The following is a 26,260-nucleotide window of genomic DNA, read 5'->3' on the forward strand; positions in this document are numbered from 1 at the left end:
TACATTTTTATGTTTTCTATGGTTCTTTCGGCTAGTTCTTTCGAGCAGCTTGTTTCGGTACACTTTCGTGTGTCTTACCAATTACAATCATAAAAAAGCGAGATACACATGAACAAATATTTCAACGCTGGAGCGTTTGCCGCTGCCATAGGCTTTTCAGCTTTTGCTGCACCTGCTTTTGCCTTCGAGCCAGCCTCTGTTTTTAATGACAATATGGTTTTACAGCGCGATGAGCCTCTGGTTTTCTGGGGGCGCGGTGAGCCAGGGGAAAAGTTCAATTTAAGCTTTGCCGGCACGACAAAAAAAGTAAAAGTAGGCCGCGACGGTACCTGGCAAGCCAAGCTAAAACCCCTAAACGCGGGAGGCCCTTATCAGCTGAAGTTGGCGGACGGAGACAACACCAAGATAGTTAATAACATAATGGTTGGTGATGTATGGCTTTGTTCTGGTCAGTCCAATATGGCATTTCGCATTAAAGATGCTACCGGCGACCAACCTTGGGGTGGCGAAGATGCCCCTGAACGTATTCGTATAATGACCGTTGAGCGTGATTATGACGCCGCGTCTGAGGCGGAGTTGGCTAAGAAAGCTGAATGGCAGCCCGCTACTACCGCTAATTTGGCAGAGTTTTCCGCTGTGTGTGCCTATTTGGGTGAAGAGATGGAAAAAGAGTTGGATGTGCCCGTTGGGTTGATTAATTCATCTTGGGGTGGATCGCAGATAGAGGCATGGATCAGTGCTAAAGAGCTTAAAAAGGTGGGTGGCTTTGATAATGATTTAATGTTGCTGAGCACCTTTGTAGATAATCCCAAGCTGGCACAACAGCAATATGCTGATCAGTGGCAGATCTGGTGGCAACAACAAACCCAGCCCTGGAAAACCCCGTTAACGCAAACCTGGTTTGATGTTCAGGAGCCCGCTAATTGGCAAACCTGGAAGGGGTTTGAAGATTTCAACGGACTGGTTTGGTATCGTAATAACTTTAATTTAACAGAGGCCGAAGCAAAATTGGGTGGGAAACTCTCGATTGGCGGGATAGATGAGGTGGACCTCACCTGGTTGAACGGTCAAATCGTTGGTACCGAATTTGGCTGGGGTACCGAGCGTACTTATGACGTAGAACCCGGCGTGCTGAAGGCTGGTGAGAATCTGTTAATGATTAATATCACCAGCACCTATGGTGCTGGTGGCTTGGTTGGCCCTGCCGATCATATAGCTTTAACCCTCAGTGATGGTAAACGCATAGCGTTGGGTGAAGGCTGGCAAGCCAGCCGAGTACAGGAAAGTTATGGTTACCCGCGCAATGCGCCTTGGCAAAGCATTAATGGTTTGAGCGGCTTATACAACTCTATGATTGCGCCGCTTAAAGGGTTAAAAATTCGTGGTGTGGCCTGGTACCAGGGCGAATCCAACACCGGCCGGGCCGGTGAATATGCAGACTTGATGCAAGCGCTCATTCGTAACTGGCGGGAAGACTTTGGCAAAAACCTGCCATTTGTTGTTGTGCAGCTACCCGGCTATGGTAACACCGGCGCGAGCAGTGCTATGGAATCCGATTGGGCGCAGTTGCGTCTGGGCCAATGGCAAGCAGTTGCAAACGACAAAAATGCAGGCCTGGTCATTGCAATCGATCAAGGTGATCCTGCCGACATTCACCCGAAAAATAAAAGCATTGTGGGCAAGCGTACGGCCGATGTTACTTTAGCGCTGATGGGCGAAAAAGCAGCCATCACAGATGGAATTTATCCTGTAAAAGCTGAAACAAATGATGGCGATGTTGTGGTGACGTTCGACCCGGCGGGTGAAACTTTACAAGTTAAGGGCAGCAGTAAGCTTAACTACGTGGAGCTGTGCGCGGATTCTTGTAAGCGAGTAAATGCAACCGTGCTCGGTGGGCAGCTGCGCGTTGCATTGTCGCAAATGACCAATGCAACGCGCGTTCGTTATTGTTGGGCCGATGCGCCGGAGTGCCACTTGTATGGGCAGTCCGGTTTACCGGTCAGTTCGTTTGAAATTGACATCAAGCCTTAGTTGCCCGGTGCATATGGGAAACTGAGTTTGATGTAGTATTGCAGGTCGTGTTTTGGCGGAGTTGTGCCTTGTGGTATGGCTTTGCCAGACACGTGACTGAAGTAGGCCAAGCTGGCATCGCGCCACCATTGGGCTTCATCCACCTGAATTTGTAGGCGCTGTGCGGTGTCTGTAAAGCGCTCCTGGTCCACATAAGGCTTTAAGCTTTGCCAGGTTTGCTGCATGGCTTTGGCTTCTTCTACTCCGTGGTCATAGTGCTCCACCAAACCTTGCCATAGTGTTTTGCCTGACTGTAGTTTGAAGTCCCATGGTAAGTGGTGAAACCACAGCAGATATCTCTCATCCATGGTTTTGGGATCAGCAAAGCTCTGGGCTACTTCTTTAGAGTATTGAGCCAGGGCGTTGCTGCCGGTTTTGGTGCGGTCAAAGCCAATGCCATTTTTATCCGCTTTATGGTAGTAAGCAGGGTTCCATTCCGGGCGGCCAAGATCGCTTACCCAGGGACCAGGGCCATAGTGGTGACCAGTGGCCATTAAGTGAGCTAATCCTAACGGAGTCATGTAATCCACTACTGCTTCACGCGAGCGCATCATCATTCCCAGTGTGGGCTCTGTAAATTGCTCTTCATTTGTAAAAGTCAGGGCTAACCAGTCACGACCAATCGTTTGCGAGTCGGCGTATGGGTCCCATGCTAAGCGGCCAAAAGCATACCAGTTAGCTTGGTTAAAAATAGAGCCGCTCCAGTTACGGTGATGACCAATATTGGCGACGCCGGCAATACCGGTTAATTTGTGACCATCGAGGCTGCCATCAATGACTTTGGCGACAGTGGAGCCCTTGCCTTTTGCGAAAGTGTCTGCTGCCAGCACTTCTTGATAGAGCGGTGCGAGGTAGGCAATGTGGGTCGCGAAACCCAGGTACTCTTTGGTGATTTGGAACTCCATCATCAAAGGTGTATTGGGCATAGCACCAAACAGGGGGTGATAGGGCTCGCGTGGTTGAAAATCGATCGGACCGTTCTTAACTTGCAGTAAAACATTGTCTTTAAATTTTCCATCCAACGGTTTGAACTCGTTGTAAGCCTGCTTACCGCGGTCCTCAGCATCGTGTTCGGAGTACACAAACGCACGCCACATAACAATGCCGCCGTAGGGCTCTAATGCCTCGGCCAGCATATTTGCGCCCTCTGCGTGAGAGCGGCCATAATCGCCAGGGCCAGGTTGGCCTTCAGAGTTGGCTTTTACCAGAAAGCCGCCAAAATTGGGGATGATCTGGTAAATTTCTTTCGCTTTATCTTTCCACCATTGGCGCACTTTTGGGTTTTGTGGATCGGCATTTTCGAAGCCGTCTAATTCCATTGGTGCGTTAAAGCGGGCTGATAAATACACTTTAATGCCGTAGGGGCGGAATACCTCCGCCAGCGCCGCGGCTTTTTCAATGTAGCGGTGGTCAAGGGAAATGGCTTTAGAGTTAACGTTGTTTAATACTGTGCCGTTAATGCCCAGCGCTGCATTTGCGCGAGCATAATCTTTGTAGCGAGGGTTGATAACGCCAGGTAACTCCCACCAGTCCCAAATGGAGGAACCGGCATAGCCCCGCTCTACACTGCCATCCAAGTTGTCCCAATGGTTTAACACCCGCCGTTGTATTTTGGGGGATGATGAGTGGTTTAGCTCTTTAAGGCTGGTTTGTAACTGCATTTGTTGTAAGAGTTCGAATGCACCATACAGTAAGCCTTGCTCGCTGTTCGCTGCGATCAACGTTACCGGCTTGTTATTAATTTTGGCTTGAGTGAGCAGGTAGCCTTCATCGCCCAGCTCGGTAAGCTTTGCGGTGTCTACATCGTTAGAGATTTGTGCTAATGCTTCGCTGGTCAGCAGCATCAGACTGGCTTTGCCCGCGTTGCTTTTGATGGGTAATGGTTTACCTAACATTTTGCTAAATCCGGTTTGCAGTTCCTCAATAGCAAGTGCTCGGGTTGGGTCGTTTATGTCGCCAGGCACCAGGTTTTTGATCGTTCGGTTCACATCTTTGGCGTAGCTTTCAGGAAGGGTTTGATATCGGAGCCATAGGTCGTAACCATCTTCTGCATGAGAGCTTAAGCTGGCCAGACTTGCGGCAATAACGAGCAATAATGTAAGTATTCTCATAATTATTATCATTTTCTGGATGGGTTTTTAAGTTCAGTCATTGAGTGCAAATTTCCAAAAAAAAGTTGCACTCGGCTCCATACAGCTCGATGTGGTAGCGGTACCAGCCTACCAAATTCGCTTTTAAGAGAGCAATAAGACATAAAGCGTAGAACTGCACTCAGTCTTTTAATTCAATCCGCGGTTACTGGTGGCAAAGATAAAAAGGATGCGCATCGGTTTTTGGATACCGATAGCGCCGGAAAGAAGCGTCTTGTTTCATGGACGCGATTATCACACGCTACGACTCAGTATTCTTTATTTCTGATCCAGTAATATTTGTTGAAGTCGGGTAGCTTTCAGCCTGGTTTTCTGGTGACTTAAATCCGGATGTTAGTGTTTTTTACGAGATCCACAAATGGTCTTTTTGTGATTCGTCAGAGATACCAATAACAAGCGAGTCTTTGTTCTATCGGCTATTGGACAATGAAACTCGGGGTATAGGTTTGCTCTGTGGCAGGGAGGATGTTTTCGATGGTGGTGGTGAATTTATTATTCTTTAGTTTGAGTAATGTTTTTAGCCTCGCTGACGTTAGGCCTGGATCCTTCACCGGCCTTATGTAACCAGAATGCCTCAGCTTTAAATTCGAGAGGAAATGATCTCCATCTTTTTGCATCTGACACTCATTGTGGTCGCCATAGCCCATCTTAATGGGTGTCAGATTTTATTAGACCATTCCAAACGAATAGCTAGAACGGTAATGGTGTATCTCGATAGCGTGGTCTGATTTTCTGCTGGTTAAAATTTGTATATCTTAATCTTAAAGCTGATCTTGCTATTTTTATAGGCTTTAAATAGTAGTAGTGCAGTTATGAGACTGCCAATTATAATCGTTCCCGTTGGTCCAAGAACATCTGCGATATTATAAAGTAGCTCTTTTTTTCTTGCGTTTTTGCCTTCCAGATCAACCTCTTCACCATTTAGAGATGTCACTAGATAAAATAAAAGATAGGTCATAATGGCTGCCAGGATTGACAATATTATGTGCTTTCCCGACTTTACGAATAAACCTGGTTCGGTGATCTTGACCTCGCCTGATGATCCAACAAGCGACTGTATATCTGCAACGATTTTTGCTTGAACTTCTTTTGTTAGTGTCATTACACCAATGTCATCACCCATTCCTTTTGCTTCAATTATCGTTGTACGTTTTGGGTCGGATGCAATTCTTAATCCTGATATTTTATCCTTCGCAATAAAAATCGATCCTTCGCCTAACTTCTTTTTCGATTTTTCGTCAAACGATTTGAGCTCTTCTGCAGAAAAGTCTTTTTTAAGTGTAAATAAAACTGCAGAGTCAGAAATAAAAAGAATTCCACCGTTTACTTCATACATTATTACTTTCTCCCTATATGATATGACGTTAATTATGAAAAATTTATCATGATACCTTTATGGCTGTTGTCATTTTACCACTCGTACCTGTTCCTGTTTTAGAGCGTAATGATAAAACAGTCCTGATAATTTTCACTTATGGTATAAACCGTTCTCACTCCCGGCCTTCTTTGTATTGAGGAAGATCATCGGTTATTTCGTGCCAGTTGCTTTTGTAGGCTGAATAAATATGTGCATCAATGTTCACAGGAATATCTGTGTCAAACATTGCTAATGACAACTCAATATCTGGCAACGCATTGCCTTTGCTTCTGAATCCAATGCTTGAACCGCATTCAGAGCAAAAGGTACGAATGGTTCCATTAGGTGCAACATAGTCCTTAAGTCGTTCCTGGCCTGATAACCATATTAAGTCTTTCACTTGGGATAACGTACCAAAAGCGGCGCCATGGAATTTCCGACACATTGAGCAGTGGCAGTTTGCGATATGCTCTTTGAACCCGGAAACTTGAAATGTGACTTGGCTGCATAAGCAGCTGCCTTTGTAACTAGTGCTCATGGTGAGATCCTCTACTGTTATATAACGTTCGTTTGCTGCAAACTCGACAGCGTGGTAATTCGTGTTTCTGTATGTGGCAATGTGTTATACCCGGTTGTTTGCAAGAAGTGCTGCTCCAAAACCAATGAAAACTCCGCCCGTTATACGATTAAACCAGCGAGAAATATTTTCCCTTTCAATATACGGTTTAAGCTTAGAAGCTATCGATGAATAAAACATTAAAAACGCGAACGAGCAGGTAGCAAAAGTCAGTGCCAGTAAGACAAATTGAGGAAAAACAGGTTTTGCCAAGTTGATAAATTGAGGAAATAGAGCCGTATAGAACACGATTGCCTTTGGATTGCTAATGCCTACGAAGTAAGATTCACGAAACAGGGTGAGTTTGCGAGGTGCTGATAATGTCGGGTCTGTTTCTTCTTCTTCGACTGGTGGAACGGAACTTTGTCTCCAAGACTTAATGCCTATGTAAATCAAATACAGGCCGCCGATTATTTTAATTGCAGTATATAGATGTGAAGATGCAAGAATTATCGCGCCCAAGCCTGCTGCTGAGACTGAGGCTAATGTAAGCATGGCAGATACATTACCGGCGATTCCGAACATTGCATTTTTATGTCCATATTTAGCACCATTTTTGATTGCTAAAAAAACTGCTGGACCCGGGCTGGCGGTAGCAACCAGGCAAATGCCTAAAAACACTAGAAAATTCATTATCAGATCCACCTGTGAGAGTTTTTAAATAGTGCACGATGCATGAGTCAGTCAGATTTGCTATAGACCTCATCTGAATTACTCAGTTAACCATTCATTCTTATCTGCTTCTTAATCATAACTTGGCAAGCATTTATGCCGGGTCGGTAGTAAGGTTAAGTCCGTTTTGGGTCATGGTAAATCAGGACACCTCTTAAAAATGGCCTGTTCTCACGCAGGACGTTGTCATCCTCGTCCGAAGGTGGATAGCCTCTCACATCCTCATTTACTGCTATAAACAGCAGTGTTGCGAGTGGTATTACCTCGTCTGCATCAAAACTATCGCTTTTTTTCAGAGGCTTCTTGGATACCTTTAATCAGCCTGTAAGCGTTACGAATGGAGCTAAGCTGGAATGGTTTCAGAATTTAGCAAGGACGGCATGCTATGGCAATCTATAAAGCGGTCTTAAGCCAGCTTACTTATTGTCAGTTCGGTTGTTTTAATAAAAGTTTATAACGACAGTTTAGGCGGGCTTTGATGAGTCCTGTGGCCAGACTTACCTGGCGCACAGTTCTGAATAACTTCTATCATACAGTGTTAATTTTTCCATGCCTCAATATTATTTTGAACGAAAGTGTTCATTGATACTGGTGATATACCGGTGATGGCTTTTACGTTGGTACTTATATGATTTTCAGATCCTATTGAGATAGCTTCGTCCATGGCGGCAATGCCATCGGCATAGTCTTCCGGGTATCCAAGGTTACGAAAACGTTTTGCCAGTTCCGCAGTAGAGACGCATTTGTGTTGAATGGTTTTACCAAGATGGCGTGAAAGGATCTCTGCGATATGATCATATGAGATTGCTTCCGGGCCGGTCAGGATATGGTCGTTGTTTTCTACTTGAGGTGAGGTAAGCAATGTTGCGGCACATCTTGCTATATCCTGAGCTGAGATAAACCCGATACGACCATGCTGGGTGGCAGAATAGATAGTGGATTCCATTTTGATGGAGTTCCGGTGCTGCCCTTCTGAGAGATTTTCCATAAACCAGGAAGGTCTTAACACGGCCCATTGCTGAGCATTTTCACGTAGCCAGGCATGTACAGCACCCATCATCGGTCCACCTTCTTCAAGAGATGAAGCGCTCAGTAATACAAACCTTTTTATACCGGCATCAAGTGCTGCCGAGAGTCCATTCTGCATTGCGCCCAGCGAGTCAAAGTCATCTGTTGGAGCGACCAGGTATACGGCATCGATACCTTCAAATGCATCTTGAAAAGCGCTGGGGTCTTTCCAGTCGAACCTTACTGTATCTGGAGCCATCGGGTTACGTGTGGCAATTCTTGGAATGAAACCCTGCTGTTGCAATTGTTCAACCACGTTTCGGCCGGTTTTACCTGTACCGCCGGTCACCAGTATGTTGTTAATCATTGATGGATTCCTTGAATGTTTCCAGGCCCCCGGTGGCTTCTAGCAGAATCAGCGGATTCCAGTAATCGCGGTATTGAGCAATTCGTTTTTGTTGAATAGAGATCACTGCAACATAGTTCTGGTCGTACCGGGCAGCTGTTTGAGTTCCTTTTCCCTGACAGGAAAATTCCAGTATAAAGGTCTCTCCATCTTTGGACTCATGAATAATCGGGTCGCTGAAAGATTCAAACTCCAGCACTGCTCCAATCTTGGCCAGATAACGAGTGATTGCCTCAAGACCTATGATTTCCGTCAAGGATTCATTGGGTGTAAACGGAAATTTAAAGACGATATCGTCAGCGCACATGGCCAGAAAGTCTTCACCGGCTTCTGGAATAATGGCGTCTTTTAAAGCTTTGCGGAGCATCGCTCCAAAGCTCGGAATTGTTTTTCTGTCTGACATAATGTGATTATCTCCCCAGTATAGTTTGCTCGGTTTGGCAACAGCGCTGTCGGATAACACGCATACCAGTATCCTGTTGTCATGCTTCCTATAAATGTGACCAGATTGATCAGATCATTTTGGTGAAGGCATTCCGGCTTGAAATTATTCGCGTAACCATGTTGCGTGAGGGCCGCTGTGAAAAATTACCTGCATCGCAGGTGAAGCCCAAATTCGCTCCCGATGGTGGAGTTATAGATTTTTACCTTGGTTTCTTCGCCGACGTTATTCAAAGCTTCCTTGGCTTGCAGAATCGGCTGAAGTTTTGTAATTTCGATGGAACGATATCGTTCCATCCAATTTAATATAGGAGTGTTTTCAATGGAACGCAACAGTTCCATCCAAAAAAATATAGACAAAAAGCGCCGAAAAGCCTCTGGTGCCGCTGTTTTTCAGGAGTCAGTGACTCTTGCTTTGCAGCGGGCATTATTTGAGGAATGGGCTGAAGTCGGGTATTCCTCGTTAAAGATGGAGCGCATTGCATCTCGTGCCGGTGTCGGTAAAGCAGCGTTATATCGGAGGTGGAAGTCAAAGAAAGAACTGGTTTACGACGCCATGCCGTCGATAGCCGTCACAATCACAGAAATACCGGATACGGGATCGTTTGAAGAGGATGTTCGTATCTTTGTTCATTCTCTCGCGGTAGCCCTGCGTCACCCGCTGGTCAGACGGATTTTGCCGGATATGCATGCAGAGCGTGTTCGCTCCGGCGAATTGGAAGACTTGATAACACTGGTGACTAAAAAACGTCGGGACCAGGCAACGGTGATACTCGAAAGGGCGATTGCCCGGGGTGATTTGCTCGAAACAATTGATGTCCCCATCGCGCTGGATTTTTTTATTGCCAATATTTATTGGAGCATGATCATCCAGCGGCGCAGGTTATCGAAAGAGGCTATTGATAAGATCTCCCGGGCGATCACCATCAGTATCCGGCAGGCGTTGTGATTGTGTCAGGCTGTGCCTGACCAGTGCCAGAGTACTCGTATTACCGTTAATGTCGGCAGACCATGAAACAGTAGTACAACCTGTGCCGGAGACCGGAATTCGTAAAAAGGAGTGGAGATTAACAGACCGATGCCAGGGCCGGTATCAATGCTTGCCAGGTTGAATGTGCTCAAATTCGAAGCAATACCGACGATAAGAAGAGTTATCAAAATACCGTCTAGTCACGCCAGTATTTTTTAATGTTCTTTACGAAATACTGGATTATTTTCCATATAGCTATTGCTGCAAACACTATATATGTATCGCTCGCTCAGCAGAGGCAGGGTGATCTGGCGTTGGCGCTGCGATTTCAAACCCTGGCTTTATCAACCATTTCGAAGGGTCCACATGGTTGATGGAATCCGCTCATGAGTTAAAAAACGATATTTTAGGAGTGGCTCTTTTTTGCCTGATTGAAATAAATGGGTTATCGCACTGAGATGGAGCGGACTGGGTGTAGATCGGCAGTTTTAAAAAATCATCTTCAAGATTGATGATGGGGCGCTGCTGAGCCAAAGCCATAGGGCACGTCTGGTGAATACTGCAGGATATATCCTGATAAATATACAGCCGGTTGTTCCAGAAAAAGGCTCGTGGATAGATTTGGGTAGCCTCGGTGAGTCTCTGAAAAATCCATGGAAAAGTCGGACTCTGAAAGCGGATCGTGACGGCGCTTGCGCCGGGTAGCCATGATGTTGAAGGGATGGATGGTGTTGCAGATGGTACCGGACTTTAATAGTGCGACCTAAGCCCAATATCGGGCCCTTTTTTTGCTTTATCCTGAATAGTGTCTGACGCCTGATTGGTTTACCATTGCGCCGCAGATTTTTTGATACCTGAAGATATAAGGACGGATGTTGGATGAAGCGGCACTTGGTGGCAGTTGTGGTGATATTGGTAAGCCTGGTACTGGATCAGGTCAGTAAGTGGGCGGCAATGACCTGGATGAAAGGAGAGCCGGACCTTAGTTATTTGGGGGGAATATTTGTCATTCGGTATGCTGAAAATCCAGGCGGTATGTTGAGCCTGGGGGCAAAGTTGCCTGATCATGCCCGGTTTTTGATTTTTACCGTATTGGTTAGCCTGATCTCTATCGCTATTCTCTATCATTTGTTTCGAAGCAGAATAGGTACCATGGAAAGAGTTGCCTGGGCACTTATTTTTAGCGGTGCAATCGGAAATTTGGTTGATCGGATTCGTTTTGAAGGTTATGTTGTTGACTTTCTGAATGTGGGTATTGGATCTTTGCGTACCGGTATTTTTAACGTGGCAGATATGGCCGTTATGCTGGGATTGCTGTTGTTCTTTATATCCACTCTCGGTACCAAGCATACACATTGAACGACCCATGCAAAGGACAGGATAGAATGGATATACGTAGTCTTAAATTCAGTGAGTTGAATGGAGTTCTGGAGCTGATTGAGCAATATGATCGTCCTGTGTCTCCCCGTCCTTCCTTTTTATTACAAACGCAGATCTATGAACAGATCAAAGCTAACGGCGGTGAGGTGATCGGCGCTGTCGATAACGGAAAAGTAGTGGCCACATCCACGATTAACATATGTGCCAACTTAAGCTGGTCAGGACGCCCGTTCGGAGTCATAGAGAATGTGATTGTTCATACGGATTATCGCCGCCAGGGAATTGGGCGCCGGGTGCTTGAGCGGGCGGTTTTGATAGCCCGGCAGAAGAACTGCTACAAAGTCATGCTGATGAGCGGGTCAACCAGTCCGGAGGTTAAACGTTTTTATGAGCATGCCGGATTCAGTCAGGATAAACTGGGCTATCAGATTCGCTTTGATGCCTGACTGGCCCGGACTTTTCCTTTTCCCCTCAGTGGTCAACTACACTGCATCGTTCAAGTTACGATGGTCGGTTTGGTCAGCCTGAATCTTTATCGATTGTAGACAGTGGTAATAATTTAAAAATGATAGTTTACTGGTTTTTTCAGCCGGTAAGCTTCGCCATGACAGAAAAACTGCACACTCCCAAGGTAAAGAAAATCGTCGGCGGGGGACCCAAGAAAGTCCTCTATACGTTAATGACCGTCAATCGCATCGGTCTTAAGAACTCTGCCAAAGCTCTGAACAGTCACAATGTCTGTAAAGCCTGTGGTCTGGGGATGGGTGGACAGCATGGCGGTATGACGAACGAGCTTGATGAGTTTCCATCTGTCTGTAACAAGAGTATCCAGGCGCAATCCACCGATATCCAGTCGCCCATTCCGGTAGAAGTCTTTGCTCACCCCTTATCCGAATTTCATAAACTCAGCCGCAATGAACTGGAACATCTTGGCCGGTTGGGCATGCCTGTCTATAAGGCCGCCGACAGCGACCGTTATGAGCCAATTGAATGGGAGGATGCCTTTCATCGGATTGCATCGCGGCTGCGTAATACCAGTCCTGAGCGCAGCTTTTTTTATTCTTCCGGGCGTTCATCCAATGAAGCGGGTTTTGTGTTGCAGTTGCTGGCTCGTCTCTATGGGACCAATAACGTTAATAACTGTTCCTACTATTGCCATCAGGCCACCGGTGTTGGTTTATATAATGCCTTGGGTGTCGGCACGGCGACCGTTGAACTGGCGGATTTGAATGAATGTGATCTGCTGTTTCTGATCGGGGCCAATCCGGCATCCAATCATCCGCGGCTGATGCATAAGCTGAAAGCCATACGTGACCGTGGTGGAAAGGTAGTGGTCATCAATCCGGCCAGAGAGTCCGGGCTGGTGAAGTTTGCGGTGCCTAAAAGTGCCAAATCCATGTTAACGGGCGGTACTGAAATCGCTTCCGAGTATCTACAGCCCCAAATCGGCACGGATGCTTTATTACTTATGGGGTTGGCCAAAGTAGTGTTGCAGCGTCAGGCGATGGATCAGTCGTTTATCGATCAGCATACCGATGGTTATGACGCGTTTGCAGAACAACTGGACCAACTCGACTGGGATGATATCTGTTCCCGCACCGGTGTTACGCTTGCGGAGATCAAGCGTGTTGGTGAGCTGTACTGTGAGTCCAAAAACACCATTTTTGCGTGGGGTATGGGCGTTACCCATCATCTGAATGGTGTTGATAATGTGGAAACCATTGCCAATCTGGCTTTGTGCCGGGGAATGGTTGGTAAACCCGGGGCTGGATTGTTGCCATTGCGAGGGCACAGTAATGTTCAGGGAGTGGGGACGATAGGTGTCAAACCTGTCCTGCCTGAACAGGTATTCAATGCTTTGCAACGGGAACTGGGGGTGCCGTTACCGGAACAACCGGGGCTTGATACCTTGGCCTGCCTGGAGCGGGCCTATGAGCAGCAAATGGACTTTGCCCTGCTAATGGGTGGAAACCTGCTGGATGCATCACCCAATACGGAATGGGCCAGACAGGCATTGGATCGCATTGGTCTCAAGGTGTTTCTGACCACCACCCTGAATCGTGGTCATATCAGTGGTGTTGAAAACAGTGAAGTGATTGTGTTGCCGGTGACCGCCCGGGATGAGGAATGGGAACCCACCACGCAGGAATCAATGTTCAATTTTGTCCGCCTCAGTGATGGCGGGATTCAAAGGCTGGAAAATGTCAGGCCGGAAAGTGTGATTCTGCTGGAAATCCTTAAACGCAGTGTTGAGTTGCCCGGTGTGAATCTGGAGCAGGTGTCCAGTCATGCCGGTATACGGCAATTTATCGCTAAAGTGATTCCCGGAATGGCGGCAATTCGCGATATCGCCGATTCCAAAGAGGAATTTCATATTCAAAAACGTTTATTGAAAACACCGGAGTTTGCCACTGCCAATGGCAAGGCTCAGTTCAATTGCGTCACGCTGGACATGCCAGCCGAAGATGAGAATTATCCATTCAGATTGATGAGCGTGCGAAGTGAAGGGCAGTTCAATTCCATCATTTATGAACAGCAGGATAGTTATCGTGGTACCAAAGACCGCTGGTCGGTGCTGATGTCGCCCCAGGATATGTTCGAGAATGGCATTCAGCCAGAGCAGCAGATCACTATCCGCTCTGCATTTGGGGAGATGGTCGGAGTCAGAGTGGTTCCCTACAATCTGGCCAGAGGTACAATCATGGCCTATTATCCTGAGGCCAATGTGCTTATTGGTACAGCTGTTGATCCACGCAGCAGAACACCGGCTTTCAAACATGTCGCGGTGGCGCTGCAGGCATGAGGAAAACGCGATGGATGAGATACTTCTCCGCCGGGCGGGCCTGGAGGATGCACCGGAAATCAGTGATTGCATCACTCAGGCCTATATTCCCTATGTTTCCAAAACGGGGTTGGCGCCGGCTCCTCTGCAGGATAACTGCAGTGAGCTGATTCGCCGGCACCGGGTATATGTGCTGGCAGATGATGTCCGTATTGCAGGGGTACTGGTATTGATGCACCAGGATTATCGGTTGCTGCTTGAATGCATTGCCGTGCATCCTGAGTATCAGGGCCGAGGTCTGGGAACCCGATTGTTTCAGCACGCAGAATCGGAAGCTCAGCAGCTGGGGCTCAATGTTATCGTTCTGCATACCAATGAATTAATGACTGAAAGTATTCGTTTATATAAGCGGTTGGGTTATCAGGAAGTGGAACGCCGGGTTGAAAATGGTTGCCGGCGGGTGTTTATGGAAAAACGCATTATGTTTTATGAATAGCAAAGTCTGACATCCGGTTGCTTTTTTACTTTAATCCAGTACCATGCGCGGCGTCATTGGGGAGTAGCCGCTCTTTTCCCAAAGAGGCTTGTGTCAACATAATTGATCCACAGATCATGGCATAAGCAGTCCTTCATACTGGTAGCAACTAACGGCTTGTTACCTGTCTGACGACCTGGCAAGACCTTTGACCACAACGCCTCCGAATGGCCGGGGATGCGTAGTGGTCATTCGTCTTTAAACCGGCCAGGATTGTTACCATGGAATCCTTCTTTATCTCGACAGGCGTTGTGGCTCTGGCTGAAATGGGCGATAAGACCCAGTTGCTGGCGTTGATTCTGGCCACTCGCTTTAAGAAACCTGTTCCTATTATTCTCGGCATTTTCCTTGCCACCATTCTTAATCATGCCGTCGCCGGTGCTGTTGGAAGCTGGTTGTCCTCATTAGCAGGCCCTGAGACCCTGCGCTGGATCTTGGGCATCTCCTTTCTCGCTATGGCCATATGGGTCATGATTCCCGATAAAATGGACGATGACGAGGACATGTCGGCAACCAGGTACGGCAGCGTGTTGATGGCCACTCTGGTTGCTTTTTTTCTGGCAGAAATGGGTGATAAAACCCAGGTAGCTACCGTTGCCCTGGCTGCCCACTACAGTTCTGTTGTCTGGGTGGTGCTGGGTACCACCTTCGGGATGATGTTGGCCAATGTTCCGGTGGTATTTATCGGCAATAAACTGGCCGACAAGATTCCGATGAAAATCGTACATGGGGTTGTTGCGGCGTTATTTGTGATGCTGGCGATATCAACATTGCTGGGGGCCGGCGCCGGATTTGGTTTTTAGCAGACCGTTGATTTATGAGTGATGCATTCGTAAATGCAGGCAGAGCATTAACTGCCTGCCAGTATCTCATACAAAGCATTGACCAGTGGTGATACCGGGCGCTCTTCCAGCTGTAACAGAAACAGTGGCCGGAACAGCGGGGTGTCCCAGACATCCTGCCAGACGGCGATTTTTCGCAGCTCCACCAGCTCCTGAATCACACTGGTTGGCAAAATGGAAACTCCCAGACCCTCCGCAACGCAGCGGGCAATGCCTTCGTTACTGCCGATTTCAAGATAATTAACGGTGGCAAGCCCGTGATTTTGTAAGACCTGCTGAATCACATCCCGGGTGCCTGAACCGGGTTCCCGCACCAGCCAGGTTTTTTTCCGCAGGGCATTTGGCCCGCTTTGTTTTAATGCCTGTTCCCAGGCGACCGGCATAACCAGCTGCAAAGGCTCATCCTGCCAATGACTGGCTTTGATGCCACGTTCGTTGACCTGACCTTCCACCAGCGCCACATCCACCCGACATTCCAACAAAGCCTGGGCAACGGTCTGGGTATTTCCACTGAACACCCTGACATCGATATCAGGATGCTGTTGCAGCAGCACGGCAATGACTGGTGGCAGCCAGTAACTGGCAACCGTCGTGCTGGCACCAATGGTCAATTGACCTCGCTGCTGGCCGATACGAGCCTGAATATCCTCTATGGCGACGCGTTCAAGGGCAAAGATACCGCGAGCATGTTCAAACAGTGCCTGACCGCTATCGGTCAATTGAATTCTACGCGGGCCCTTGGCGGCATCTGAACGTCGTTCCAGCAGAGCAAGATCGAGCTGATTTTCCAGCTCCCTGACGCCTTTTGAAACTGCTGGCTGACTGATGGCCAGTTTCTCCGCAGCTAGCGAAAAACTGCCATGCTCGACGACTGCGTGAAAGATCCGCAACAGGTGAAGGTTTAATCGCATAACTTTAAATTATATTTCAATGATAATTATGTATTTGCTTCATGTAATAACAGTTTATAGCTTATTGAATTAAATATATTCCAATTAACAATAAGTCTTGAGGTTATGTCATGAGCAATCGTTTTAGTCACTCTCTGTGGCTGATGTTTCAAAAGCCTCGATACCCGCAGTTACCCGGAGTGATCGTGGTGACTGTTCTGGCGGTGATATGTCTCACTGTATCTGCACAACCATGGTTTCGGCAATATGGTATTTCGGCGCTGACTCTGGGAATACTGGTCGGCCTGATACTCGGCAATACCTGGTATCCCCGTTTTGCCAGACAACTGGACAGCGGAACTGATGTTGCCAAGGGATCAATCCTGCGAGTGGCCATAATACTGTATGGCCTGAAAATCAGTTTTCAGCAAATTGCCGAGGTGGGTTTCGATGGAGTGTTAACGGCTCTGCTGATGATGCTGACGACGTTTGCTCTGACTCTGTTTCTGGGAGTTCGGATATTCAAGCTGGACCGTCATACCGCTATCCTGATTGGCGCCGGCAGTTCCATATGTGGCGCAGCAGCGGTATTGGCCACAGAATCGGTGATCCGGGCCAAGTCGAACCAGGTATCTGTGGCAGTTGCAACCGTTGTGATTTTCGGTACTTTGGCAATGTTCGTCTACCCAATAATCTATACCCGGCTGGGGCTGGCGCCCTGGCAGTTTGGTATCTATGCCGGATCCACCATACACGAAGTGGCACAGGTACTGGTGGTAGGGAACAGTGCCGGGGAACTGGCTGCGGCAAGTGCTATCATCGAAAAAATGAGCAGAGTGATGATGCTGGCACCGTTTCTGTTGATTCTCTCCATGCATCAGTCACGTCAGAGCCACCAGGATCATCCGGGTCGTATCACCATTCCATGGTTTGCCATATTGTTTGTGGCAGTCAGTGGTATTCATTCGTTGATCAGCTTGCCAATATGGCTGAACCGGTTTTTACTTGGGCTGGATAATCTCCTCCTGACTATGGCCATGATTGGTCTGGGTCTTAAAACGCATTTACGGGCTGTGCGCGAGGCCGGCCTGAAACCCATACTGTTGGCCGGATGTGCATTTGGTTTTTTGATGATAGGAGGTTATATCCTGAACTTTGTGTTGCTGCCCGGTCATTGAAGTCCTGTTTAAGCAAAGTAATCACTACCAGCGATTTTACTGATGGCCGTTAATTCATATGAGCATGTATTTGGAGAGTAAATCATGAAACTAATCGTTGGCAGACCTTCAACCTGGTCTATGCGGACATGGATGTGTACGCGTTTGGCGGGTGTCGAATGTGAGGTTATTCCGGTGGCTTTGAGCGGTGATGGGTATCGCGAGCAACTGGCTCGTTATTCGCCATCGATGTTAGTGCCTGTGTTGATTGATGGTGATCTGGTGATCCACGATTCTCTGGCCATTGCCGAGTATTTAAATGAGCACAGTGGTGGTCGTTTACTGCCAGCTGATTCATCGGCAAGAGCGATGGCGCGAAGCCTGTTGGCTGAGTTGCATTCGGGTTTTTTCCAATTACGCAGCACTTGCCCTTACACACTGGAGGTCGTTGAACCGGTGGTAGTGAGCAATGCGATTCAGGCAGAACTGACGCGGGTGACGCAGATATTTTCTCAGGCAACCGGCGAGTATATGTTTGATGCGCCAGGAGCGGTCGATGCGTTTTATGCGGTGCTGGCCTCCAGGCTGAGCATCTATGGGGTGTCCCTGGAAGGGCGGGCTGGAGAATATCAGCGAGCACTGACGGACTGGTCTTTGTTCAAATCGGCATGGCAGCAGGTCAGTCAGTGGTCAGTCGATGGCGGGTGTCATCAATAATGGATTTGCCTGATCTATCTTTTGTTCCCGGATAACCGGTTTGGTGAAAAGCCGGTTTGCCATGGACATGACCGACTCATGATGGTGAGTTATGAAACACAAGCAAACGTGATGACTGGAACTGATAGTTAGCAGAACCTGGGTTTAATCTTCCGGATACCGGGGAGGCAAATTTACCTGCCACCATTCTGGTCTTTCCAGGGTGGCAGCGGCGCAGCCAATCGATCACCGTCATAACCGGATACGGTGCCGAAGTCTTCAGCAGCGTTCCAGCGCCTGACATAGTCGTGGAGTTCCTGTTTGTTGCGACCAATGAAGTTCCACCAGATCAACACATCCTCATTAAAAGGTTCGCCACCAATCAGCAGCAGCCGGCATGGGCCCTGGCAGGTAAGATTAAGGGATTCGGTGGCTGTGGCCAGATAAATTAACTCCGATGAATCCAGTTCATGACCGTCGCAGCAGATGACTCCATCCAGCACCAGCAGGCCGTGTTCAAATGAAGGCTGCAGCGGAAGATTCAGAGTGCCTGCGTCGGCACAAACGATTTCTGCCGCCATCAATGGGGAGTAGACTTTGATCGGGGCTTGCAATCCGAAAGCTGAACCGGCGATCACGGTTATCTGTGCCGGGCCCAGATGGGTTACGGGCGGTTCGGCACAGTGCTCGAAATCCGGCTCGATAAATCGTTGTTCATCGGGCAGGGCAATCCACAGCTGTGTTGCATGAATACAACGGGAGCGTGACTGAGGGGATTCCTCACTATGGCTGATACCTTTGCCGGCTGTCATCAAATTGACTTGTCCCGGACGTATCGTCTGCACCGTATCAAGTGAATCACGATGCAACAATTCCCCTTCGATCATCCAGGTAAAGGTTTGCAGCCCGGTGTGTGGATGTGGACCTATCTGAACTCCCTTGCCGGCACTGATGTCGGCCGGACCAATATGATCCAGAAACACCCACGCGCCGATCATGCGACGCTCCCGGGTTGGCAGAAATCGCTGCACCGGCAGCCCGACGGTCAGTTCTGCGGTGCGTCCGCTGATTCTCTGCTGTCGGGGGTGGATCATAACGTCGGTTCGGATGCTGTATCTGCGAACGCAGAGGGGCTTTCCAGCCGAATATCACTGCTGCTGATGACGCCATTATGATCGATTTGCAGCAGTTCCTGATGCTGCAGATTCACCATACTCATGGTGCCCCCCCAGACATAACCAGTATCGAGTCCGAGTACATCTTTGTCAGTAAACAGTCCGTCCAGGGCCGCCCAGTGACCGAAAATCAGCCGCACCGAGCGTTTTTTCCGGGCCGGGTATTTAAACCAGGGTTTCATGCCTTTGGGTGGCTGGTCCGGGCCTTCTTTATGTTCCAGGTCTAACCGGCCTTTGTCATCGGTAAACCGCATGCGGGTCAGATAGTTGGTAATCACCCGCCAGCGGCTGGTGCCTTCCAGTCCGTCTTTCCAGACATCCGGCGTATTGCCGTACATATTGGCCAGAAACATTCTGAGCAGACGCTCTGTACGCAGCACTTCTGACACCTCTTCCGCCAGTTCGCGGGCTTTACGGGTGCGCCAGATTGAGGGAATGCCGGCGTGGGTCATGGCGTAGCCGAGGGTTTTGTCGTGATGCATCATCGGCTGGCTGCGAACGAAATCGATCAGACTTTTGGCGTCCGGGCTTTGAGTGACCTGGACCAGGGTGTCTTTGGCACCGGGTTTTTTATAGCCATAATAAACGGCCAGCATGTGCAGGTCGTGATTGCCCAGCACAATCCGGCATGAGTCATCGATCTGCCTGAGATATTGAATGACACCTATGGAGTCGGGTCCGCGATTAACCAGATCACCGGCCACCCAGAGGTTGTCCCGGGCAGGATTGAATTCAACTTCCGCCAGTAATCTCAGTACTGGCTCCAGGCAACCCTGGATATCTCCGATGGCATAATCAGTCATGGGGCGTCAGTAGATTGGCAAGATTAACGAAATCAGCAACAGACAGTCTTTCCGGACGAATGCCAGGATCAATGCCGGTATCTTCAATCTGTTGCAGGGTCATCAGTTGTTTGAGGTTGTTGCGCAGTGTTTTACGTCGCTGCGAAAACGACGTTCTGACCACCGTTTCGAGGGTTTCGAGACTGTGGGCTGTCAGTTCGTGTTTGGGACGTGGTGCCAGCCGGATGATGGCGGAGTCAACCTTGGGTGCCGGGTTGAAAGCACCTGGTTTCACGGTAAACAAATACTCGGTCTGACAGAAATACTGCATCATGACACTCAAACGGCCATAGTCAGAACCACCGGGGCTGGCACAGATACGTTCGACCACTTCTTTTTGCAGCATGAAGTGCATGTCAGTGATGTGATCGGTAAAGCGTAGCAGATGGAACAACAGCGGAGTGGAAATGTTGTACGGCAGGTTACCGACCACTCGCAGCGGTTCGCCGGGATAAAGGCTGGCGAAATCAAACTTGAGAGCATCGGCTTCGTGGATAGTCAGCGCTTTGGCCGAGAAAAATTTCACCTGCAGTATCGGAATCAGATCCCGGTCCAGTTCGATGACATCTAGTTGGCCATCGGTTGCAGCCAGCAGTTGTTCTGTCAAGGCACCCTGTCCCGGACCTATTTCCACCAGATGCTGGTCAGGTTTGGGATGGATGGCACTGACGATCCGGTCAATGATTTGTTGATCGTGCAGGAAATTCTGGCCAAATCGTTTTCTAGCTTTATGCATGTGTCTGTTTATGATCCCGTGAGCGTCAGTTCGCGTGTCTGGCCCGGTTGGCGGCCATTTTTTCAGCGTAGTGAATGGCCACCAGCAGTGAGCCGTTATTGGCATGCCCGGTGCCGGCCAGGTCCAGGGCCGTACCGTGATCCACTGAAGTGCGGATGATCGGCAGTCCCAGGGTAATATTCAAGGCCCGACCAAAACCGGAGTATTTAAGTACCGGCAACCCCTGGTCATGGTACATCGCCAGGGTGGCATCTGCCTGATCGAGCCAGTGCCGGGCGTAGAGGGTATCGGCCGGAAGAGGACCGGTCACCGGGAAGCCGAGTTCACGCCATTGCTGGATTACCGGAGCAATGATTTCCTCGTCCTCGCTGCCAAGATGGCCGCTTTCGCCGGCATGAGGGTTGAGTCCGGCGACCAGCAGACGGGGTTTTTCCAGTCCGAAATCGGTTTGCAGGCTGTGCATGAGTACGTCCATGACTTCCTCCAGCAGTTCCGGGGTGATGGCGTCAGCGACTTTGCGCAGCGGAATATGGGTGGTGGCCAGTGCGACCTTGAGTTCCTCTGTTGCCAGCATCATGACGACCCGATCCGTGTGGCAGCGTTGCTGAAAGTATTCGGTATGGCCGGTAAATGGAATTCCGGCATCATTGATCACGGCTTTGTTCACCGGACCGGTGGTGACTGCGTCAGCCTGATTGTTCAGACACGCATCAATGGCGATATCCAGGGTTTTTAAAATATATCCGGCATTCTGTGGATTCAGCTTTCCGGGTTCACAGTTGGCACCACAGCTGACCGGCAGAACTTTCAGAGTGCCCGGCTGGTGTGGCTGCGGTGCACTGTTCAGATCGACCTGCTGCAGTTGGATCAGGTCCAGCCCAAGCAGCAGGGCCCGCATCTTCAGCATCTCCGGGTCTGCCACCAGAATGATTTCACTGTCGAAATGGTGTTGGGCCAGCGACAGGCACAGGTCAGGGCCGATGCCTGCCGGTTCGCCCGGCGTTACCAGGATGCGTTTGGTCATATGCGTTTCTCTATGAATGCGCCGCTGCGGGTTTCTGCAATCCAGCGCTGCAGTTCTTCTTCATACTTGGCATTAAAGATGGCCTGGGATGCGTTATTTCGCAACTCCTGATCACTGACATCCTGAGTCCGCCGGTCTACCACTTCCAGGATGTGATAACCATAATCGGTTTTGATGACATCACTGAGTTGTCCGTTTTTCAGCTTCTTAACCGTATCAGCAAACTCCGGCTGGAACACCTGTGGTTCGGTCCAGCCCAGCTCTCCTCCCAGTTCCTTGCTATAAAGATCTTCAGAGTATTGTGAGGCCAGTTTAGCGAATGATTCACCATTCAGAATACGCTGTCTCAGGTTTTTCAGCAGGGACACGGCCTGATCATCTGTCAGTACCAGATTCGGTTTGATCAGAATATGACGGACTAGCACCTGTTCAACCTTGTGGGTGTTGGTAGTGCGCTGGTCAGCCACCTGTACCAGGTTGTAGCGGTTGTTAGCCTCGATAGGAGGCAGGATAAAACCATTGGCCTTGTTTCCGAGATCACGGTTTTGAAACAGACTGGGGATTTTGTCCAGTGCGCGGAATCCAAGGTCTTTGCTACCATCAAAATCTGTCAGGGGTTTACCAGCCTGTACCTGCTGATAAATCTGTTTGGCCTGATCGGCATCATCAGTACTGAGAAAGATCAGTTTTATTTCTTTGCCCTGTGCTTCACGACCTGCTTCGGTATTCAGATAAGAGTCGACTTCCTGTTGGTTGACCTTGATCACCGAACGGAGCAGGCGTTGCTGCAGCTGACTGATTTTTATCTGTCGCTCAATCTGTTCACGGATAAACTGATATTGTCCCGGATAGCGCTGTTTGAATTCCTCGGGGTCGAGTTTGTTGCCTTGGGCAAATCTATTGAAAGCCTGGTTGATGGCATCATCAGAGATATATATTCCCCGTTTGTCGGCCATCTGCAGTTGCACTTCTTCAGTGATCATGACATCCAGAATCTGATCTTTCAGTTCTTTGTCGCTAGGCAGGAGATTGGGATTTGAGGAATAACGCATTTTGATGTCTTCAACCCGTTTATCCAGTTCTGACACCAGAATGACGTTGTCATTGACGACAGCGGCGATTTCATCAACCAGTTTCAGGGCAGCCAGACTGCTGGTGGATGTCAGACTGCTGATGAATACAAGAACAATGGTTAAAAAACGAGAGACATTAGGCATTGGCATGAATAGTTCCAAATATTATTCGTAGATCCTACCGGTATAACCGGTCACTTTTGAACGTAACAGACTGTCGATGTTGTTGCCATAGCCGCCCAGGCCTTTGAGTTCAAACTCAACCAGGAACGAACTTTTGACATTGCCTTCCCAGGCGAATTTGTTCAGTACTCTGATATTCCAGCAACAGCTGTCGTATTCAATACCGACCACAGATTCATCGAGTCCTTCTGCATAAAAATCGTAATTCAGCGCGGTGGTAATCCCCCAGCGCTGGGCAAACGGCATAATAAAGGAAAAATGTGCAATTTCTTCATTTTCCTCTTCGGTCTCATTGTAGCCGTTATAGTAGTCGGCGTTGATCAGTGCCGCACTTTGAGTTCGGTAGCGCAGATGCCAGGCTTCCCAGGCACGGGTGTTTCTGTCCCAGTCCCAGACCTGTTCGGTGGCAAAATGCCAGGCCGGCGAGATCTGCCAGTTAGCGCCGAAGTACAGTTGGCTGAGTTTCTGATCCTTATTGGTGCTGTCCACTTCTTCCTGTAGTTTTTCCGGTTCCAGATAGAACAGCTGATCCAGGCTCAGGCTGACCCACTCCTGATTGTCCTGTTGTAGAAAGCGGGTTTTGGCTCCGACGGTCAGACGATTCATGTCACCGATACGGTCTGATCCGGAGAAACGGCGATTGCTGTATAAGCGGGACTGAGTGAAATCGATGGTTTCGCTGTCAAACAGGGGCGCGTCATATTGACTGATATAAGGGGTGTACACGTAGTAAGCGCGTGGCTCCAGGGTCTGTCGTTGGGCAAACTTAAGATTGACTGGGCGGCTGAACTTCAGACCGCTGTCGAGTACCAGTTGTGGAACCGTATTGGATACTGTTTTGTCCCAGGCTGAACCGGTCTGCTCCAGTTGGTAGCTGGCATGATAGACATTGAGCTCCGGTTTGAAAAAACCGTAACTGGCTTCCAGTGGATAGTTAAAATTCAGCTGGCTGTTGAACCGGTAGCCTTCGACCGGAATACCGCTGTCCAAGCCGACGCTATTGGTTTCGGCATCCGTGAGGTTGCGGCTGAAACGGTTGATTGCGAAGCCGCTGCCAAACCCAAATTGATTGGCCGCTCCACCCCAGGATTTTCGGGTACTGATGCCGGGTTGTACAGCATAGGGATAATCCTTCAATGCCAGATCGTCATTGACGATGGCCCAGTGCTGTACCTTGAAAGTCGTGTCCCAGCCGGACAGATCAGTGGTCAGTCTGGCAGACTGATCCAGATAATCGACTTCGTCAGAGCCGTTTTCGAAATCAATCCGGTAATTTGCATCACTCATGTCCTGATAATGCAAATACAATCTGGTTTTATCACCCAGTTTGGTGGTGTTGTTCCAGTCATAAGTCCAACGGTCTGCCTTGCTGCCGTTAGCAAACCAGGTGCCGGTAAATATGCCTTCATTATTCCGGCCCAGGTAGCGGAGCTCATCCGACCAGCCCCAACCATATTCAGCCAGATAACGACTGGTAATGGTGGTATCGTAGTTCGGAGCAAGATTGATATACAGTGGTACCGCCAGTTCAGACAGACTGAAATCCGACCAGCTGAATTCCAGTGTCGGTGACAACAGCCCGGTCAATCGGCGACCGTCAATCGGAAATCGAAAATATGGTGTGTAAAAGACCGGTACATCGCGGATTTTCAACACTGCATTTTGGGTAGTGGCAATGCCGGTGGCACGGTTGACCTTCAGTTTGCCGGCGGTCACTTCCCAGGTAGGGTTGTCCGGGGCGCAACGGGTCAGGGTGGCATGACGTAAATAAATAACATCATTACCATCTTTATACATGGTGGTGGCGGTGCCATGATAACCAGTGTTGTGCAGCACAAAACGAATGTTATCAATGGTGATTTCCGATTGACCGAAATCCGCCTGGGCATCCGACCCGATCACTAACAGGTTTTCGGCCCGGAAAGTGGATTGACCGTTAACGTTACCGAGTCCGGTCAGCGGATTGTAGGCGGCTTCACCCGCAAACAGGCGTAGTGAGTTCTGGCGTACTTCAACATCACCGGATGCCGTATAACCGGACTGGGGTGAGTAGTTCAGCTGTTGCGCCCGAATGACCACCGGTTGATGCTGATAGCCGATGCTCAGGTCCACCTGATCATCGAAGCGGCTGGGGTCTACAAAGGCGCCGCTGCAATAGGGTGCGGTTTTGCTTTGAATATCTTTAGGCAGGGAGTCGTATTCCATCCAGTCAATTTCATTATAATCCTCTGTGGTGCCAAACGATGAGATCGTGGCCAGAGCAATTGCCGACTGAATGAATAAGAATTTCCTTCGCAAACCACGTACACCCGGTTATCAAAAAACACAAAGCGTGGGATGATACTGAATTAACAGCAAGGGAGGTAGCACAGGCTTCTCAGCTTGCGCTAAAGTTTACTTTCGGAGCTGTCAAAATCCTCAATTCTGTTGATTGGAGTTAATCTTGCGTTGGACAGGAAAGGTACTCGGTGCGGGTATTGGTTTTTTATTTGGTAAGTGGGCTGGTCTGGCACTGGGGTTGTTTCTGGGAAATCTGTTTGATCGTTCACTGGATCGCATGCAGAGCAAAGGTCCCCAGGTTCAGGGCAAGGCCATGCAAAATACCTTTTCCAAGGTGACTTTCTGGGTCATGGGCAAGCTTTGCCGTGCAGATGGGGTAGTCTCCGAGCAGCAGATCAATCAGGCGCGCAGTATCATGGAACGGTTGCGACTGAGCGAAGACCAGCGACTGGAAGCGATGCGCTTGTTTAATGAGGGCAAGCAGAGCGATTTTGACATCGTGCCGCCGCTGATGGAGTTGAAACAGGTGATTGGCCGGCGCATTACACTGGCTCAGTTTTTTCTGGAACTACAGCTGCAGACCGCCTATGCCGATGGTCAGTTAGGTTCGGGTGAGCGCCAGATCCTGCAGACTATTTGTCGGATCCTGGGCATCAACAAGATACAGTTCGAGTTTATCCGCCAGCGCACCGTTGCCCAGCAGAACTTTTCCAACTATCAACGCCACAGCCGGCAAAAATCCAGTGCCGATCAACTCAACGATGCTTATGGGGTATTAGGAATCAGCGCTGACATCAACGACATCGAACTGAAGAAAGTCTATCGCAGGCTGATGAGTCAGCATCACCCGGATAAAATGGCGGTCAACGGTTTACCGGCGGAAATGCAGGATCTTGCCAAAGCCAGAACCCAGGAAATCCAGCATGCTTATGACCTGATTAAAAAGAGTCGGCGTAAAGGCGGCTGAACCGGAAT

23 protein-coding genes and 1 riboswitch are annotated in these 26,260 nt (G+C 49.0%); of the genes, 10 read left to right on the forward strand and 13 right to left on the reverse strand.

Features of this window, described 5'->3' with window-relative positions:
* Positions 1-108: 108 nt before the first annotated feature.
* On the forward strand, positions 109-2,031 hold the full coding sequence (locus YC6258_RS09500) for a sialate O-acetylesterase (protein ID WP_052830191.1): 1,923 nt from the start codon (positions 109-111) through the stop codon (positions 2,029-2,031).
* Here YC6258_RS09500 and YC6258_RS09505 read toward each other — a convergent pair.
* The 6 genes from YC6258_RS09505 to YC6258_RS09535 form a co-directional block, all read right to left on the reverse strand.
* Complete coding sequence (locus tag YC6258_RS09505) at positions 2,028-4,181, reverse strand: alpha-glucuronidase family glycosyl hydrolase (RefSeq protein ID WP_044616781.1); 2,154 nt, start codon at positions 4,179-4,181, stop codon at positions 2,028-2,030. The two genes, YC6258_RS09500 and YC6258_RS09505, sit on opposite strands and share 4 nt — an antisense overlap.
* 778 nt (positions 4,182-4,959) lie before the next feature.
* Positions 4,960-5,556, reverse strand: a complete 597-nt coding sequence (locus YC6258_RS09515) for a hypothetical protein (protein ID WP_044616783.1) — start codon at positions 5,554-5,556, stop codon at positions 4,960-4,962.
* 154 nt (positions 5,557-5,710) lie between these two features.
* Complete coding sequence (locus YC6258_RS09520; protein ID WP_044616784.1) at positions 5,711-6,115, reverse strand: GFA family protein; 405 nt, start codon at positions 6,113-6,115, stop codon at positions 5,711-5,713.
* Between the two features lie 84 nt (positions 6,116-6,199).
* Positions 6,200-6,826, reverse strand: a complete 627-nt coding sequence (locus tag YC6258_RS09525) for a LysE family translocator (protein ID WP_044616785.1) — start codon at positions 6,824-6,826, stop codon at positions 6,200-6,202.
* 577 nt (positions 6,827-7,403) lie between these two features.
* Positions 7,404-8,240 carry an ergot alkaloid biosynthesis protein gene (locus YC6258_RS09530; protein WP_044616786.1) on the reverse strand — a complete coding sequence of 279 codons (837 nt, stop codon included), beginning with the start codon at positions 8,238-8,240 and terminating at the stop codon, positions 7,404-7,406.
* Entirely contained in the window at positions 8,233-8,682 is a 450-nt protein-coding gene (locus YC6258_RS09535) for a nuclear transport factor 2 family protein (RefSeq protein ID WP_044619913.1), read from the reverse strand. Before YC6258_RS09535 ends, YC6258_RS09530 begins: the two co-directional genes overlap by 8 nt.
* Before the next feature lie 360 nt (positions 8,683-9,042).
* Here YC6258_RS09535 and YC6258_RS09545 point away from each other — a divergent pair, with 360 nt between their 5' ends.
* The 6 genes from YC6258_RS09545 to YC6258_RS09570 all read left to right on the forward strand — a co-directional run bounded on the left by YC6258_RS09545 (position 9,043) and on the right by YC6258_RS09570 (position 15,190).
* On the forward strand, positions 9,043-9,669 hold the full coding sequence (locus YC6258_RS09545; protein WP_044616788.1) for a TetR/AcrR family transcriptional regulator: 627 nt from the start codon (positions 9,043-9,045) through the stop codon (positions 9,667-9,669).
* A 900-nt stretch (positions 9,670-10,569) separates the two neighbouring features.
* Positions 10,570-11,049, forward strand: a complete 480-nt coding sequence (lspA, locus tag YC6258_RS09550) for a signal peptidase II (RefSeq protein WP_044616789.1) — start codon at positions 10,570-10,572, stop codon at positions 11,047-11,049.
* Positions 11,050-11,075: 26 nt separating this feature from the next.
* Complete coding sequence (locus YC6258_RS09555) at positions 11,076-11,516, forward strand: GNAT family N-acetyltransferase (RefSeq protein ID WP_044616790.1); 441 nt, start codon at positions 11,076-11,078, stop codon at positions 11,514-11,516.
* Positions 11,517-11,674: 158 nt separating this feature from the next.
* Positions 11,675-13,873: an FdhF/YdeP family oxidoreductase gene (locus tag YC6258_RS09560; protein ID WP_044619914.1), complete on the forward strand. Its 2,199-nt coding sequence runs from the start codon at positions 11,675-11,677 to the stop codon at positions 13,871-13,873.
* Positions 13,874-13,883: 10 nt separating this feature from the next.
* Positions 13,884-14,348 (forward strand): GNAT family N-acetyltransferase, encoded by a 465-nt coding sequence (locus tag YC6258_RS09565; RefSeq protein WP_044616791.1) that lies wholly within the window; start codon positions 13,884-13,886, stop codon positions 14,346-14,348.
* A 46-nt stretch (positions 14,349-14,394) separates the two neighbouring features.
* Positions 14,395-14,602, forward strand: a riboswitch (yybP-ykoY riboswitch).
* Between the two features lie 6 nt (positions 14,603-14,608).
* Entirely contained in the window at positions 14,609-15,190 is a 582-nt protein-coding gene (locus YC6258_RS09570; RefSeq protein ID WP_044616792.1) for a TMEM165/GDT1 family protein, read from the forward strand.
* A 47-nt stretch (positions 15,191-15,237) separates the two neighbouring features.
* Here the strand turns inward: YC6258_RS09570 and YC6258_RS09575 are convergent, their stop codons facing one another.
* Positions 15,238-16,140, reverse strand: coding sequence for a LysR family transcriptional regulator (locus tag YC6258_RS09575; protein ID WP_044616793.1), 903 nt, complete (start codon positions 16,138-16,140; stop codon positions 15,238-15,240).
* Positions 16,141-16,250: 110 nt separating this feature from the next.
* Here YC6258_RS09575 and YC6258_RS09580 point away from each other — a divergent pair, with 110 nt between their 5' ends.
* Positions 16,251-17,297, forward strand: a complete 1,047-nt coding sequence (locus YC6258_RS09580) for a YeiH family protein (protein ID WP_052830193.1) — start codon at positions 16,251-16,253, stop codon at positions 17,295-17,297.
* A gap of 84 nt (positions 17,298-17,381) precedes the next feature.
* The gene (locus YC6258_RS09585; protein ID WP_044616794.1) at positions 17,382-17,993 is read left to right on the forward strand and encodes a glutathione S-transferase family protein; all 612 of its coding nucleotides are present in this window, start codon (positions 17,382-17,384) and stop codon (positions 17,991-17,993) included.
* A gap of 173 nt (positions 17,994-18,166) precedes the next feature.
* On the opposite strand, the gene YC6258_RS09590 is transcribed toward YC6258_RS09585, so the two are convergent.
* From YC6258_RS09590 to YC6258_RS09615, 6 genes are read right to left on the reverse strand one after another with little or no spacing between them, the layout of a single operon-like run.
* Positions 18,167-19,066 (reverse strand): pirin family protein, encoded by a 900-nt coding sequence (locus YC6258_RS09590; protein WP_044616795.1) that lies wholly within the window; start codon positions 19,064-19,066, stop codon positions 18,167-18,169.
* Positions 19,063-19,950 carry a symmetrical bis(5'-nucleosyl)-tetraphosphatase gene (locus YC6258_RS09595; RefSeq protein ID WP_082070636.1) on the reverse strand — a complete coding sequence of 296 codons (888 nt, stop codon included), beginning with the start codon at positions 19,948-19,950 and terminating at the stop codon, positions 19,063-19,065. Before YC6258_RS09595 ends, YC6258_RS09590 begins: the two co-directional genes overlap by 4 nt.
* Positions 19,943-20,725, reverse strand: coding sequence for a 16S rRNA (adenine(1518)-N(6)/adenine(1519)-N(6))-dimethyltransferase RsmA (gene rsmA / locus YC6258_RS09600; protein WP_245627028.1), 783 nt, complete (start codon positions 20,723-20,725; stop codon positions 19,943-19,945). The genes YC6258_RS09595 and rsmA overlap by 8 nt, the downstream gene beginning before the upstream one ends.
* A gap of 25 nt (positions 20,726-20,750) precedes the next feature.
* Entirely contained in the window at positions 20,751-21,749 is a 999-nt protein-coding gene (gene pdxA, locus YC6258_RS09605; RefSeq protein WP_044616796.1) for a 4-hydroxythreonine-4-phosphate dehydrogenase PdxA, read from the reverse strand.
* Positions 21,746-22,972 (reverse strand): peptidylprolyl isomerase, encoded by a 1,227-nt coding sequence (locus YC6258_RS09610; protein ID WP_044616797.1) that lies wholly within the window; start codon positions 22,970-22,972, stop codon positions 21,746-21,748. Before YC6258_RS09610 ends, pdxA begins: the two co-directional genes overlap by 4 nt.
* Positions 22,973-22,987: 15 nt before the next feature.
* The gene (locus YC6258_RS09615) at positions 22,988-25,303 is read right to left on the reverse strand and encodes an LPS-assembly protein LptD (protein WP_044616798.1); all 2,316 of its coding nucleotides are present in this window, start codon (positions 25,301-25,303) and stop codon (positions 22,988-22,990) included.
* A gap of 145 nt (positions 25,304-25,448) precedes the next feature.
* On the opposite strand from YC6258_RS09615, the gene djlA reads away from it, so the two are divergent.
* Positions 25,449-26,252, forward strand: a complete 804-nt coding sequence (gene djlA / locus YC6258_RS09620) for a co-chaperone DjlA (protein WP_044616799.1) — start codon at positions 25,449-25,451, stop codon at positions 26,250-26,252.
* Positions 26,253-26,260: the final 8 nt, after the last annotated feature.

Origin of the sequence: Gynuella sunshinyii YC6258 (assembly GCF_000940805.1) — a bacterium.
Classification (GTDB): domain Bacteria; phylum Pseudomonadota; class Gammaproteobacteria; order Pseudomonadales; family Natronospirillaceae; genus Gynuella; species Gynuella sunshinyii.